Raw genomic sequence first — 14,611 nt, forward strand, 5'->3', positions numbered from 1 at the left:
TGCATCACACCGCACGTATCAAAGCCTGCCCCAAGAATACCCGAACACACGACCAAATTCGAACACATGTTCGATGGGTGTGTCCGGCGCGGCAGATGGCACAAAACGGAACATGGTGGTAGTAGTGGGATAAGCATCGGTACGTATATACGAGGAGAATGCCATGATCAATGAGGGATACAAGGCCATGCTTGGCGGCAAGTCCGTGATTCGCGAGCTGAGCGAGTATGCCACGAGCCGCGGTGCCGAAATCGGCTACCAGAATGTGTTCGATTACAGCCTTGGCAATCCCTCCGTGCCGGCCCCGAAATCCTTCGCCGACGCCATGATTGACCTCTATGAGAACGGCGACCCGGTGGCCATCCACGGCTACTCCCCCTCGCTCGGCATCCCGTCCTTCAAAGAGACGGTCGCTGAGAACCTCAACGAACGTTTCGGCATGGCATACACCGGCAACCACATCTTCCCGACCACGGGCGCGGCGGGCGCGCTGTCCCACGCGATGCGCGCGGTGACCAAGCCAGGCGACGAGATCATCACCTTCGCCCCCTACTTCCCCGAATACCAGCCGTATGTCAAGGGCACCGGCGCCAAGCTGACCATCGTGCCGGCCGACACCGAGAACTTCCAGATCAACTTCGAGGCGTTCGAGGCCGCGCTCAACCCGAACGTGCAGGCCGTGCTCATCAACACCCCGAACAACCCGTCCGGCGCGGTGTATTCGGCGGACACGCTCAAGCGCCTGGCCGCGATCCTGACCGCCAAGCAGACCGAATACGGCCACGACATCTTCCTGATCAGCGACGAACCGTACCGTGAGATTCTGTTCGACGGCGGTACCCAGCCCTATCCGGCCAGCTTCTACGCGAACACGCTAACCTGCTACTCCTGGTCGAAGTCACTGAGCCTGCCGGGCGAGCGCATCGGCTACGTGGCCGTTAACCCGGACGCGACCGACGCCGATCTACTGGTGCCGATGATGGGCCAGATCTCGCGCGGCACCGGCCACAACTGCCCGCCGAGCTCGATTCAGCTGGGCGTGGCCAAGGTCATCGACCAGACCGCCGACCTCAACGTCTACGAGACGAACATGAACCTGCTCTACGATGCGCTGACCGGCATCGGCTTCGACGTGGTGCGCCCCAGCGGTACGTTCTACATCTTCCCCAAGGCGCTCGAGGACGACGCCGTGGCGTTCTGCATGAAAGCCAAAGGATACGACTTGATCCTCGTGCCGTCCGACAGCTTCGGCGTGCCCGGCTACTTCCGCATGGCCTACTGCATCGACACCGAGAAGGTCAAGCGTTCGATCCCCGTGTTCGAGAAGTTCGCCCACGAGGTGTATGGGCTCTGAGGGCTCAGACCGTTAGTTTCTTGAATCGTCCGGTGTCTTGAAGATGCCGGACGATTTTGTTATTCCGCGTGCATTATGGACACGAATGATTGAAGTCACTAATAACTTCGTGAAAAGGTATTGCCTTTGCGTGGAATCATCGTTAGATTGGCGAGAGGAAAATCTGTCAATCATATAAAACGGAAAACATCGTGACCGCACCGAACACGCCCGCCAAACGCTCGATCCGCGCGCAAAGCTGTATATGTTGCTGGTGGCGAACCTCATGTTGTTCTTTCATGTGAGGCTTACCACGCAAATCGTCATGGTCGTGCTGTTTCTATTGCCGTTGCTGGCGGCCGCCCGCTGGCGTACTGCGCTGAATTTCGGCGTGACCTACGCTGTGCTTACCACTCTGGGATTGCTTGACCCCGATACTTTGGGCCTGCCGTGGCTGCATGTGGTCTCCGCTCTGGCCGTGGGTGTCACGATGATGCTACCTTGCTTCATTACCGGCGCGTATGCGTTCACCACCACGTCCGCCAGGCGCGATGCGGCGCATGCACGTGCCTGAAGCTGTGGTGATTCCCTGCGTGGTGGTCATTCGCTTCTTCCCTACCATCGCTGAGGATTACCGGCAGATCCGCAATGCGATGGCCTTGCGAGGCATCTCCTCCGGTGGCTGGGGTATTGTGCGCCACCCAACACAGTCATTGGAATACATTCTGATTCCACTGCTGATGAATGCCACCAATGTGGCGCAGGATTTGTCGGTGGCGGCGCTGACCAAGGGGCTCGGACGTGAGGGCGAGCACACTCCGCACACGAAAATTCGCATGACCGTGATTGATTGGCTGGTCATGATTGTGGTCACCGTGCCGCTCGCTCTGGATATTACGGGGGTGATGTGATGGAAGATAAGCAGCCTCAGTCGAATGCAACGGCTTTCGCGGAAACCATCGCTTCTCGCGATATCTCCTTTACCTACGACCATGCCACGGAACCGGCATTGCGCGACGTCACGTTGACCATTCCTGAAGGCGAGTGCATTGTGCTGTGCGGGGCGAGCGGTTGCGGCAAGACCAGCTACACGCGCGTGGTCAACGGACTTATCCCCTCGTTTTCCCATGGCGTGTTTGCCGGCCGCCAGACCACGTGTGGAATGGACGTGGAGACCGTGCCAATCGACCGGCCCACCCCGCTGTTCGGCAGCGTATTCCAAAACCCGAAAACCCGGTACTTCAACGCGAACGTCACCGATGAACTTGCTTCCCTGTCGAAAACATGGGACTTCCAGCTGAAGAGATTAATCGCCGTATCACGGCTGTGACCGAGCGCTTCGGTATCAAGCACTTGCTGAATCGCAGCATTTTTCACCTGTCCGGCGGACAGAAGCAGCGGGTCATCATTGGTTCGGCTTTGATGTGCGGCGGTCTGCTCAGCCACCTGCACTTCCAGTACGCCAATGACTTGCACACGCTCGTCTCCACGGACGAGGCCACCGGCACCGAAACCCTGCGCAACCCACGCTGGTACGCCACCATGTGCGCTAATGAGGGAACCGCCGAGGACCGCTGCGCCATCATCCGAGCCCTGCATCACTTGCAGTAAATAGCAGAAGAGCCACCGGGCGCCTATACGAGGTTCCGGTGGCTCTTGGCTGATTATTTTGACAGTCAGCTGTTGCGATTGATTTCGATGTCGGTGACGGTGAGGTTGGCCTCGTTGATCAGGTTGAAGAGGATGACTTCAGCCAGTGGACCGGGCTGCATGAAGGTGTGCTGCTTGTCTTCGGAAACGTAATCGTGGCTGTCGCGGTAGAAGGCGGTGTCGATGCCACCTGGATAGATGGCGACCACTTTGACGCTGGTGCCCTTGTATGCGGCCTGCAGACTCTTGGTGTAGCCCTTCTCACCCCACTTGGTGGCGCAATACACGCTCTCGTTCGCATTGCCACGCGTGGCGGCGGTACTCATGATCTGGGCGATTTTCACGTCGCGTTCGCCGCAGACCTTGAGGGTTTCCACGGTCCACAGGATCATGCCTTTAAGACCCTTGAGGCATTTGTCAACGTCGGCGGCTTCGTAAGCGGCGGGTACTTTGAACGAGGGCTGACCGGCGTTGTTGATAAGCAGGTCGATGTGGCCAAGTGAGGCGATATCCGCCACGGATTCCTTGACGAACGCTTCATCTGTGATGTCGCCGATGTAGGCACGGTAGGAATCAGCGGGCCATTGTGCGGTGAGCTCGGCCTGGCGTTCGGCGTTGAAATCGATGCCGGCTACGAGCCAGCCTTTGTCGATGAGCTGGCTGGCTAGTTCGTATCCGAGGCCCAAGGCACTACCGGTGACGATGGCGATGCTCTTGCCTGTTGTGGTGGCCATGGCAGGTGACTCCTTTGCTTCTCGTTAGGTCACTCCACTCAGCGAGGGAGCCAAGATGGGACTATTCTTCGGCAACCAGATCCAAATAACTATCATTCCAGAGGTCTTCGTCGCCGTCAGGCATGAGCAGCACGCGCTCGGGGTTCAAAGCCTCGACGGCACCCTCATCGTGGGTGACGAGCACGATTGCTCCCTCGTACTTGGCGATGGCCTTCAAGATCTCCTCGCGGGAGGCCGGATCAAGGTTGTTGGTGGGCTCGTCGAGTAGCAGCACATTGGCGCGCGAGGTGACCAGCGTGGCCAAGGCCAGACGGGTCTTCTCACCGCCGGATAGCACATGAGCCGGCTTCATCGCGTCATCGCCGGAGAACAGGAACGAGCCGAGAATAGAACGGGCCTGTGTGTTGTCGAGCTCGGGAGCCACGTGTTGCAGGTTCTCTAATACAGTGGCGTTCAGATCCAACGTATCGTGCTCCTGCGCAAAGTAGCCGATTTTGCAGCCGTGACCGTATTCCACAGAACCGGTGTCCGGTTCCTCGATGTGGGCCAGTAGACGCAGCGTAGTGGTCTTACCGGCGCCATTGTAGCCGAGAATCACCACACGTGAGCCCTTGTCGATAGCCAGATTCACGCCGGCGAACACGATATTGGAACCATACGCCTTGGAAATATCCTTGGCCATAATCGGCGTACGACCGCACGGTGCTGGCTCGGGGAAGCGAATATCCGCCACCTTCTCGGCCTTCTGCGCCTCCGAGGTGTTCTCCAGCAGTTTCTCGGCGCGGCGCATCATGTTCTGCGCGGCCACCGCCTTGGTGGCCTTGGCATGCAGCCGAATGCCTTGCTTCATCAAGCGTTCGGCCTTCTTCTCCGCCACTTCACGCTCACGGCGGCGACGCTCCTCATCAACCACGCGCTGGTGCAGATAGGCCTTCCAGCTCAGTGAATACATGTCGATCTGGCCGAGTTGCGCGTCCAGATGCCACACCTTGTTCACCACTTCATCCAGCAATTCCGTGGAGTGGGAGATGACCAGGAAGCCGCCCTCGTACTTCTTCAGGTAGCCGCGCAGCCATTCGATGGAGTCCGCGTCCAAATGGTTGGTGGGCTCGTCGAGAATCAACGTATCAGCGTCGGAGAACAGGATTCGCGCCAGTTCGATACGACGGCGCTGACCGCCGGACAGGGTGCCAAGTTGCTGTTCCATGACCTCCTGCGGTAAGCCAAGCGAAGTCGCCATGGAAATCGCCTCGGACTGTGCCGCATAGCCACCGGCCTTGTCGAAGTCCTGCATGGCCTTGTCGTAACGGTTCATGGCCTTGGTCATCACGTCCGGATCCGGGTCGGTCATTTCCTTCTCGGCCTTGCGGATACGGTTGATGATGGTGGCGATGTCACGCGCGCTCATCATGCGGTCGAGCGCAGTCTGCGTGGGATCGGAAGCGTGCGTGTCCTGAGGCAGGTAGCCAAGCTTGCCGGAAACACGTACTTTGCCGGCGGTCGGCAGCATGTCGCCGGTGATCACACGGGTCAGCGTGGTCTTGCCGGCACCGTTGCGGCCCACCAGACCAATCTTGTCTCCCTTGGCCACATGGAAATTGGTGGGATGGAGCAGGGTGCGCGCGCCGATCTGAATCTCCAGACCCTGTGCCTCGATCGCCATGCTTCACCTGCTGCTTTCCGTATAGAGTCCTGTTAAACCAACAGACCATAGTAACGGAAGCCATGAAGAAGGTGGACGACAGCATGAATGTTCATGTTTGCTATCGGCGTGACTCGGCAAACGGGCTAAAATCAATGGTGTTCGTTCGTAAGCACCGCAAAGGGGTCTGCCATGGAATACGCCGATGACGTCGATCGCCGTGAACTGTTATTGCATAGTGCCTATGACTCCGGCACGGTGCGGGATATGGAACGTCCGCTGCTGGATAAGGGCGTGCCGCTGATGCGCATGGCCGCACAGGCCACAGCCCATATTGCTGCCGGCATGCTGGATGACGAGGATCTGGCGCTCGAGGATACTTCCATCGTGCTGCTTGCCGGGGCCGGCGACAATGGCGGCGATGGGCTGTTCGCCGCCGCCGCTCTGGCGCAGGAGGGTGCCAAGGTTACTGCAATAGCCGTGGGCAAGTCGTTGCATGAGGCCGGATTCGCCGCATTCGTTCGCGCTGGCGGCAAAGTCTTGGTACTTGACCCGGCCGCCGAAATTTCCGGCTGTTCGTCCGGCTTCTCCGCTGGCGAGGCGGGCGAACGCCTGCAAACCGCGGTGTCTGTGGCTCAGCAGTCGCATCTCATTATCGATGCGATGACCGGCATCGGCATCGAAGGCGCATTGCGTGGAATCCCCGCAGCGTTGGCTTCCGCCTTGGGTCTTGACGGTGAGGTCCCTGATGAGCCGGCTCTTCCCAACCGCGAATCGTCCGGTGACTTTCCGCTGGTGCTCGCGGTGGATACGCCGTCCGGCATCGGGGTCAACGACGGTTCATTGCCCGGCCCGTACATTCCTGCTACGGTCACGGCGACGTTTGGTGCGATGAAACCGTGCGCCGTGCTGCCTCCCGCAACGTTCTCGTGTGGTCGAATCGAGTTGGTCGATTTTGGATTCGATATTGACGAGCGTGAACCTGCGGTCGAAGTCGTGAACAACACCTTTGCCGCCGACTCGATTCGTCTTCCTCGTTTTGAGGATGGCAAGTATTCACGCGGCGTGGTCGGATTGGTCACTGGTTCGCAGTCCTATCCGGGTGCCGCGGTGCTGACATCCCGTGCGGCCGCACGCGCGAATACCGGCATGGTCCGCTATCTCGGACCGGAACGTGCCCAGAATATGGTGCTTGCCGCGCTGCCGGAAGCCGTGATCGGCAAGGGACATGTACAGTCCTGGGTCGTCGGCTCCGGTGTACCGGATGCCGATGCCGATAGTGCCGGCACGGATATGCAACGCGAAACCATAGCGGCCTTGCTCAAGCATTATGATGCGTCTGCTGAAGACGATACCGGCAATGCTTATGACATGCCACCAATCGTGGTGGATGCCGGCGCACTTGACTTGTTGCCCGAACGTGTGCCAGGGCAGGTAGTGATTACGCCTCACGCCGGCGAGATGGCCAAGTTGCTGAATCGGCTGGAAGCGCGGCAGGATGCGGCCGAACATGCTGAGCCGCGTGAACCTTACACCGTTGACGATGTGCAGATTCATCTGTTGGCTTGTGCTCTGCGTGCGCATGAGCTGACCGGTGCGACCGTGCTGCTGAAGGGCGCGGTGACCATTGTGGTGGACGAGGATCATGTCTATGTTTCTGGCAGCGCGCCGGCATGGCTGGCCGCCGCTGGTGCCGGTGATGTGCTGGCAGGTCTTACCGGTGCCTTGCTCGCCCAGCAGGATGCGTTGATTACCACAGCGGAGACCGTCGCCTCCGCGGCCTATCTGCATGGCATGGCCGCCGCAATCGCTTCGGAATCCGAGCAGCAGGGCTGGCAGGAACCGGAACTGGTGGGCCAGGAACATCATCAGCGCTTCATGACGCTCGGACACCCGATTGTAGCCGGTGACGTGATTCGCGCGATTCCCGAAGCCATCGCCGACGTAATTGCGTAGTTCTTGGCCTCGCCGAATAATATGACCTCCCTCTGATGAGGGAGGTGGATCGGCGAAGCCGAGACGGAGGGAGAGAAAAGCCTGGCAAAGGTTGAGCCAAGAATTAAACTCCATGTACCCCAATTTGGGCAATCAACCCGTACACTAATTACAGGAACCACTGAAGATAGCCCACAAACCAAGGAGCATCATGGCCAACTCCCCCATCACCGATGTGATTTTCGACTTCTGCGGCGTGCTGCTGGACTGGAATACCCGCGCATGCCTCGAAGGTAAGTTTCCCGACGACGTGGTGAACCGTATTTGTGCCAACGATGATCCATGTGGCTTTTTCCATTACGAGGATCGCATGGATGCCGGCGAGGATCTGGCCGATATCCTGCCCGACGTCCGTCGTGAACAAGGCGATGAGCTTGCCGCGATCTTTGAATATTACATCGCGCACTATGATGACGCGCTACCCCGCACGCTGCCGGGCATGGTCGAGTTGCTCGAAGATCTCAAGGCCCATGGCTACGGCGTGTGGGGGCTGACCAACTGGTCTCACGAGACGTTCCATCTGGCATTCGAAAAATTCCCGCGTCTCGAGGAACTGCTGCAGGGCACGGTGGTCTCCGGCGTGGAGAAAATGCACAAGCCCAACGCCGACATCTACGAGCTGGCTTTGAACCACTTTGGCTTGACCGCAGGCAACTGCGTGTTCTTCGATGACACCGCCAAGAACATCGTCGGAGCCAACGAAGTCGGCATCCACGGACTTCTCTTCGAAAACGCGCTGCAGGCACGCGAATCCCTCGCCCAGCTCGGAGTACGGCTATAAACCCTTCTCCCGACTATCCCTCAGGCTATAAATAGACCTTATGACACTGCTGCAGCTGAAATACATCGTCAAAATCGTCGAGTGCGGCTCGATGAACGAGGCATCCCACGCTCTGTACGTCTCCCAGCCGGCCCTGAGCTCGTCGGTCAAGGAACTGGAGAACGAGCTGGGCATCGAGATTTTCACCCGCTCCTCGCAGGGCATCGCCCTGACCGTGGACGGCGCGGAATTCCTGACCTACGCCCGTCAGGTGCTTGATCAGGCCGATCTGCTCGAAGAGCGTTACAAGCACGCCAAGCCGCGCAAGCAGCTGTGCCAGGTCTCCACCCAGCACTACATGTTCGCCGTCGAAGCGTTCGTGGAGATGATCAACTCCATCAAGTCCGACGAATACGAGTTCACCATCCGCGAGACCCGTACGCGCGACATCATCAACCAGGTCGCCAACATGCAGTCCGAAATCGGCATCATCTACCTGTCCGATTTCAACAAGGATGTGATCGGCAAGCTCCTGCGCGAGAAGCACCTCGAATTCCATCCGCTCTTCCGCGCGCCGTTGCACGTGTTCATTTCGCGCAACAACCCACTGGCCTCCAAGAAGGTCATCACCATGGAGGACCTCAAGCCATACCCGTTCATCCAGTACGAGCAGGGCGAGGAAGGCTCGTTCTACTTCTATGAGGAAGCGGTCTGGCCGGAGTACTCCCCCAAGCAAATCAACGTGACCGACCGCGCCACAATCCTGAACTTCATCATCGGCCTCAACGGCTACACAGTGTGCCCCGGCATCGACAACGGCGACCTCAACAACGAGAAGATCGTCACCGTGCCGCTCGACACCGATGAGACGATGCTGGTCGGCTGGATCACCAACGAGCGCTCCAAGCTCTCCAAGGCCGCCGAAACCTACCTCACCAAGCTCAAGTCCGTAGTCGCCGATCACGGCTACAAACTCATTGATTAGGAGTAAGTAAAACAGGTATGGTCAGCAGTGAGATATACTGCGATTAAGCCAACCCCGCTGGGGAAATGGAAGTAAGAGCCGGACGCCCTGAGTATCTCAGGGGCCGGCTCTTGCGCTATTGAGACTGACTGGCAAAACCAGTTTGATGGCCTCCGACTACTTGGCCGAGATTACCGACGTGGCGGCTGTCGCGGCGAAGCCTTTGAGCACTTCGATCATCACGTCGCGATCTTCGACATCAATGTTGCGGGCCGCGGCGAGCATAATCGGCAGTGACTGTGCCAAATGCGAAGTGAGGTCGCCGAATGTGGCGTATCCGCCGGCCTCGAAGATCGCGAACAGGTTTTCGATGAACTTGCGGCGATGCTCGTCGTCGTATTTTGCCATCCATCCGTTGATCGTGCGTGCCAGGTATTGCGCGCTACTTGTCAGTCCATCAGCCTGTACGAATTGGCCATGATCGACTTGCCAGTGCAATGCGAAATGCTGCATGATGCTGGCTCCATCGCTGCTGACCACCGTATAGCCGTCTTCCACATGCTCACGAGTCTCAAACAGCATGCCGATAATCGACGAGCCCGGTACCGATTTATGGATCTTCGACGCAATGCGCACGTACCCGTCTTCATCGAAGAACGCCTCATCGAATCCAGGTCCATCGTGCGAATATACGACCGCGATACGTTCCTGAATCTCGCTAGGCACATTGGCCGCCGCATACACCGCCAGATTGCCGCCTTTGGAATGGCCGCCGACCATAATCGGCCCGGCCCAATGGTCAGCCAGCTCGGTCAGATAACACGCGGCGGCCTCCTGCGAGGCGACCGGGCGGCGGAACGCCATCATGAAGTCCTCTTTCCACCCGACGATCGAGCTGTCGGTACCGCGAAAAGCCACATAGAGCGTGCCGTTACCCAGTTCGAACACGCAGGCCGAGAACTGCTTGGTGGTTTCGGCATCGAATTCGTCCACGTATGCGCCTACGCGTAGGTTCCTCCAACGTGGGCTCTCGCTCATCGCACGTAACAGATCGACGTTCATCGAAGGCGACCACACCTTGCCGAACATGTCGTCATAGCATTCGGCACGCAGCAAATCGTGAATCGGAACCATGACGATCATGCCGTCAGCGGTCTCTGCATTCTCGTGATAGCGCGGCACGTTATCCGGCATGCGCGCATAGGCCAACTGGGACAAAGCGAGGCTATCCGCCTCGGTGAACGGCAGTTCGGCGAAAGTGTCGAAATGTTGCCGAATATCGTCGGTGATGTTCCCCATAGCGGCCTTCCTTGTTCGAATGCAACGAACCTACGGTAATTCTACGCCGCGCGGGTTTTCATCACAGGCGACCCGGTTCCGGAGTTTAGAACCCTATCTCGCTTTCAAGGGGCTGATTTGGCCTTCTGGAGACATCTATCTCCGTTTCAAGGGGCTGTTCATCCGTCATATCCCGAGTATGAGCGGCATCATACCAACGTCATTCCGCCATTTTCATGCTACTTCTACTTGGGCATCAGCCCCTCGAAACGAAAGTAGACCTCTGGAAACCACGACATCAGCCCCTCGAAACGGAGATAGCATCAAGTTAGGCCCAGATTGCCCGTTACAGCATCGGGTAATACTTGCCGTGATCGATTTTGGCGGCGATATCACGTAATTCGGCAGCATCTCGGCGGTCTTCTTCATTACCTTGCGACAACTTGTTTGCTTTGCTGTCCAGATGATGCTCGATACCGAAGTAACTGCATATCCCCACGAGCGCAAACAGCCCTATACCAACTAACCAGTTCATAGCACGCTCCTTGCCAAAGCTTTTGCCTTAATATGGTGCTGCTGTTCATGAATCGTAATAAAAAAGCGGGATCGCAAGCCCGCTTTTGGTTTTAGATTGAAGACGATCAGGCGCCGTATTCTTCGAGGTAGGCGGCGGCGCGCTGCTGGATATCGTGGCTGAGCAGCGGGGTGCTGTCGGCGTTCTTCATCTTGGCGGCGGCGTCGAAGATCTCACGTACGTTGGCGATGGCAAGCACCGGGAAACCGAACTCGGCTTCCACGGCCTTGACGGCGGACAAGTCGGAGTCCTTGGTCTTCTCCATGCGATCCACGGAAAGTACCAGACCCACGACTTCCACGTTCGCCTCGGCCTTGAGCTTGGGGATGACTTCGCGCACGGCGGTGCCGGCGGTCATCACGTCGTCCACGAGCAGTACCTTCATGCCGTCGGTCAGCGGGGTGCCGACCATCCAGCCGCCGTCGCCGTGGTCCTTCTTCTCCTTGCGGTCGAACGTGTAGCCGACGGTCATGTTGTGGCCGGCGGTCAGTGCGATCGCAGTGGATACAGCCAGCGGAATGCCCTTGTAGGCGGGGCCGAACACGGTGTCGATGTTGCGGGGAATCGTGTTGTGCACGATGGCCTGGCTGATCTTCTCGGCGTAGAACGCGCCGAGCGTGGCGATCTTCTTGCCGTCGTCGAACGCGCCGGCGTTGATGAAGTACGGGCTCTTACGGCCGGACTTCAGTGTGAAGTCGCCGAACTTCAACGCATTGGATTCCAGCAGGAATTCCGTGAAACGATGTGCGAGTGTTTCTGCCATGATTTACCTCCAGGTCTGTCCTGCGGCCAGTTTAGCAGCGAGTTCGGGACGGCTGTCCAGCAGGTCGTCCAGTTCGCGGGCGACGCGCAGCGGGGCTACCGGGTCGAAGAGCGCGGCCGCGCCCACTTCGACGGCGTTCGCGCCGGCGTACAGGTATTCGAGCGCCTTTTCGCCGCTGTCGATGCCGCCGAGTCCGATGATCGGAATGTCCGGCAGCACAGTGCGTGTGTGGTATACGGCGGCCAGGCCGATCGGCAATACGGCCGGACCGGATACGCCGCCGGTGACGTTGGCGATTATCGGCTCGCCGTTACGGATGTTGATGCGCATGCCTTTGAGCGTGTTGATCATGCTCAGGGCGTCGGCGCCATGTTCCACGGCCGCACGGGCCGGCACGGTGATGTCGGTGACGTTCGGCGTAAGTTTGACGATCATCGGCTTGTCGGTCAATGGGCGCAGACGGTCCATCAGATTGGCGAGGGCCACCGGGTCGGCGCCTACGCTCATGCCGCCGGCGGAGACGTTCGGGCAGCTGACGTTGATTTCCAGCATGTCCACGTCGGAGTCGGCGAGCTTTTCCACCACTTCGGCATAGTCGTCGTCACAATGTCCGGCGACGTTGGAGATGACGAATGCGCCCGCGGCCTTGAGCTTGGGCAGGTCTTCGGCCAAATAGTGGTCGACGCCGGGATTCTGCAGGCCCACGGCGTTGATGTTCGCGGCCGGCGATTCAGCGGTGCGCGGCGAGGGGTTGCCTTCCCACGGCACGGGCGATGCACCCTTGGTGCATACGGCGCCGAGCTGGCTGACATCGTAGAACCAGCGGACGGCGGCGTACTGGAATGTGCCGGAGGCGGTGCCGACCGGGTTCTTCCATTCCAGACCGGCCACCTTAGTGTGGTGCTTCCACACGTGGGGTTCGTACAGGTTGATGTGGTTGTCGTTGCCCTGCACGGACTGGTTGTTTGCGCTCATCGTCACTCCCCCCATCCGAGCTGTTCGCGGGTGAATACCGGGCCGTCGGAGCAGACTTTGAGTCGGCCGTCCACGGTGTCGATGGTGCACAGCACGCAGGTGCCGTAGCCGCAGCCCATGCGCTGTTCCATGCTCAGCTGCGCGGGGATGTCGCGTTCGGCGGCCCATGCGGCCACGGCTTTCATCATCGGCAGCGGTCCACAGGACAGGATGATCGGTTTGCGATCGTAGGCTTTCAAATCGTCGTCCTGTTCGAGCTTGTTGAGCAGGTCGACTACGTTGCCTTCGGCGTCATCGATGCTCCACGACCAGTCCGCGTACCGGGAAACGTATTCCTCGGCGAAGTGGTCGTTGCGATAGCCGAAGACGGCGGTGGCGAAGGAGGCGTCGTGCTCGGCGAGCCTCTGCGCGGCGTAGATCAGTGGTGGTACGCCAAGACCGCCGCCGACGAGGATGTAGTTGGCGTCTTCCTTGAGGTTGAAGCCGCGGCCGAGCGGGCCGAGCACGTCCACGGTGTCGCCGGCCTGCAGCTGTGCCAGCTGTTCGGTGCCGTGACCCACTACGGCGAAGATCACGCTAACCTCATCACCGTTGACCTCGCTGACACCGAACGGACGCGGCATGAGCATGAAGTCGTCGTGCGTGAACAGATTGACGAACTGGGCGGGCTTGGCGTGGGAGACGATGAACGGGTCGCGGAACGTCAATCGCATCACGCGGTCGGTCAGTTCCGCAACCTGTGTGATTTCAACGTTGTGACGCGGCGGAAAGAATCCGGCCGCAGTCGCCTCCGCAACCACATCATGAGTGGGGGTGAAAGTTGTCATGTTGTTCCTATTCAGCATCTGCATTGCTCCCGCTGGCGGGAGCTGGCTCGAGAAGCGAGACTGAGGGTGGTTCTCTATGACCACGACTGGCCACCCCCAGTCGGCTTTGCCGACAGCCCCCCGCCAGCGGGGGCGGGAGTACACTCGTCTACTTACCGGTATACGGCAACCCGCAGATTATCGCGCATGTCGAGTGCCGCTTGGCGTGCGCTGTCCGCCACCAAGCCAAGCGCCTCGTCGGCGGTCATGGATTCGGAGTATTTGCCGCTCTTCTTCCACGCGCCGATGATGCCGCGCGACGAGTTGACGATGGCGCCGCTGCCCTGCTCATCGAACATGCCGGCCACATCCGCGGCAGTACCGCCTTGAGCGCCGTAGCCCGGCACGAGGAAGAACGTGTGCGGCATGCGCGCGCGCAGTGCCTTGCCTTCTTCCGGATGTGTGGCGCCGACCACCGCGCCCACACGGGAGTAGCCGTGGTCGCCAATGGTCTCGGCACCCCAGCCTTCCACCAGATCGGCCACATGTTCGTAGACTTTCGTGCCGTCGGCCAGATCAAGCATCTGCAGTTCGCTGGAGGACGGGTTGGAGGTGCGCACGAGCACGAAGATGTCCTTGTCCGCTTCGGTGGCGGCCTCGACGAACGGGGTGATGCCGTCGGTGCCGAGATACGGGTTGACGGTCACCGCGTCCTCATGCCACGGGTCGAAATCGCCCACGCCGTTCAGGTGATGGGCGTAGGCGGCCGCGGTGGAGCCGATGTCGCCACGCTTGATGTCGCCGAGTACGTAGAGGCCTTGCTGGGTCGCATATTCGCAGGTCATTGTGTAGATATCCACACCGGCCGGGCCAAGCGCCTCATACATGGCGATCTGTGGTTTGACGGCGGGCACGATATCGGCGATGGCGTCGATAATCGTGCGGTTGTATTCGAAGTAGGCGACGGCCAGCTGAGCGGATTCGAGCTCTTCCGGAGATTCCACGGAATCGCGTACCTCGTCGGCAAAGCTCGCCACGACCTGCGGCGGCACCAACGCCTCGGTGGGATCAAGGCCCACGACGCTGGGGTTCTGGGTGTTGTCGATAGCTTCGATTAGGCGATCCATGCTGCTCCTT

Annotated in this window: 13 protein-coding genes and 2 pseudogenes; 7 read left to right on the forward strand and 8 right to left on the reverse strand. The window is 59.4% G+C overall.

Annotation, left to right across the window (positions count from 1 at the left end; genetic code table 11):
* Window positions 1–163: 163 nt before the first annotated feature.
* The 4 genes and pseudogenes from NBH12_RS06080 to NBH12_RS10975 form a co-directional block, all read left to right on the forward strand.
* Window positions 164–1,354, forward strand: coding sequence for a pyridoxal phosphate-dependent aminotransferase (locus NBH12_RS06080; protein ID WP_065456954.1), 1,191 nt, complete (start codon window positions 164–166; stop codon window positions 1,352–1,354).
* A 244-nt stretch (window positions 1,355–1,598) separates the two neighbouring features.
* Window positions 1,599–2,244, forward strand: a pseudogene (locus NBH12_RS10965) (energy-coupling factor transporter transmembrane component T).
* Window positions 2,244–2,663 carry an ATP-binding cassette domain-containing protein gene (locus NBH12_RS06095; RefSeq protein ID WP_016463024.1) on the forward strand — a complete coding sequence of 140 codons (420 nt, stop codon included), beginning with the start codon at window positions 2,244–2,246 and terminating at the stop codon, window positions 2,661–2,663. Before NBH12_RS10965 ends, NBH12_RS06095 begins: the two are co-directional and overlap by 1 nt.
* A gap of 98 nt (window positions 2,664–2,761) precedes the next feature.
* Window positions 2,762–2,944 (forward strand): annotated as a pseudogene (locus NBH12_RS10975) (ABC transporter ATP-binding protein); the annotation flags it as partial.
* 65 nt (window positions 2,945–3,009) lie between these two features.
* Here NBH12_RS10975 and NBH12_RS06105 read toward each other — a convergent pair.
* Window positions 3,010–3,717 carry an SDR family NAD(P)-dependent oxidoreductase gene (locus NBH12_RS06105; protein WP_065465388.1) on the reverse strand — a complete coding sequence of 236 codons (708 nt, stop codon included), beginning with the start codon at window positions 3,715–3,717 and terminating at the stop codon, window positions 3,010–3,012.
* Window positions 3,718–3,778: 61 nt separating this feature from the next.
* Window positions 3,779–5,380, reverse strand: a complete 1,602-nt coding sequence (locus tag NBH12_RS06110) for an ABC-F family ATP-binding cassette domain-containing protein (protein ID WP_052786936.1) — start codon at window positions 5,378–5,380, stop codon at window positions 3,779–3,781.
* 171 nt (window positions 5,381–5,551) lie between these two features.
* Here NBH12_RS06110 and NBH12_RS06115 point away from each other — a divergent pair, with 171 nt between their 5' ends.
* The 3 genes from NBH12_RS06115 (at window position 5,552) to NBH12_RS06125 (ending at window position 9,099) form a co-directional block, all read left to right on the forward strand.
* Window positions 5,552–7,315: a bifunctional ADP-dependent NAD(P)H-hydrate dehydratase/NAD(P)H-hydrate epimerase gene (locus NBH12_RS06115; RefSeq protein ID WP_250819283.1), complete on the forward strand. Its 1,764-nt coding sequence runs from the start codon at window positions 5,552–5,554 to the stop codon at window positions 7,313–7,315.
* Between the two features lie 190 nt (window positions 7,316–7,505).
* The gene (locus NBH12_RS06120; RefSeq protein WP_003829323.1) at window positions 7,506–8,135 is read left to right on the forward strand and encodes an HAD family hydrolase; all 630 of its coding nucleotides are present in this window, start codon (window positions 7,506–7,508) and stop codon (window positions 8,133–8,135) included.
* Between the two features lie 40 nt (window positions 8,136–8,175).
* Complete coding sequence (locus NBH12_RS06125) at window positions 8,176–9,099, forward strand: LysR family transcriptional regulator (RefSeq protein WP_250819284.1); 924 nt, start codon at window positions 8,176–8,178, stop codon at window positions 9,097–9,099.
* A 156-nt stretch (window positions 9,100–9,255) separates the two neighbouring features.
* On the opposite strand, the gene NBH12_RS06130 is transcribed toward NBH12_RS06125, so the two are convergent.
* From NBH12_RS06130 to pyrF, 6 genes are all read right to left on the reverse strand, one after another.
* Entirely contained in the window at window positions 9,256–10,377 is a 1,122-nt protein-coding gene (locus tag NBH12_RS06130; protein ID WP_052828902.1) for a DUF2974 domain-containing protein, read from the reverse strand.
* 325 nt (window positions 10,378–10,702) lie between these two features.
* Window positions 10,703–10,891 (reverse strand): hypothetical protein, encoded by a 189-nt coding sequence (locus NBH12_RS06135; RefSeq protein ID WP_013140703.1) that lies wholly within the window; start codon window positions 10,889–10,891, stop codon window positions 10,703–10,705.
* A 106-nt stretch (window positions 10,892–10,997) separates the two neighbouring features.
* Window positions 10,998–11,693: an orotate phosphoribosyltransferase gene (pyrE, locus tag NBH12_RS06140; RefSeq protein WP_003829319.1), complete on the reverse strand. Its 696-nt coding sequence runs from the start codon at window positions 11,691–11,693 to the stop codon at window positions 10,998–11,000.
* 3 nt (window positions 11,694–11,696) lie between these two features.
* On the reverse strand, window positions 11,697–12,668 hold the full coding sequence (locus NBH12_RS06145) for a dihydroorotate dehydrogenase (protein ID WP_014483757.1): 972 nt from the start codon (window positions 12,666–12,668) through the stop codon (window positions 11,697–11,699).
* Window positions 12,669–12,670: 2 nt separating this feature from the next.
* Window positions 12,671–13,495, reverse strand: coding sequence for a dihydroorotate dehydrogenase electron transfer subunit (locus NBH12_RS06150; RefSeq protein ID WP_014483758.1), 825 nt, complete (start codon window positions 13,493–13,495; stop codon window positions 12,671–12,673).
* Between the two features lie 152 nt (window positions 13,496–13,647).
* Entirely contained in the window at window positions 13,648–14,601 is a 954-nt protein-coding gene (pyrF, locus tag NBH12_RS06155; protein WP_014483759.1) for an orotidine-5'-phosphate decarboxylase, read from the reverse strand.
* Window positions 14,602–14,611: the final 10 nt, after the last annotated feature.

This window comes from Bifidobacterium sp. M3-N-101 (assembly GCF_023656805.1).
GTDB lineage: Bacteria > Actinomycetota > Actinomycetes > Actinomycetales > Bifidobacteriaceae > Bifidobacterium > Bifidobacterium breve.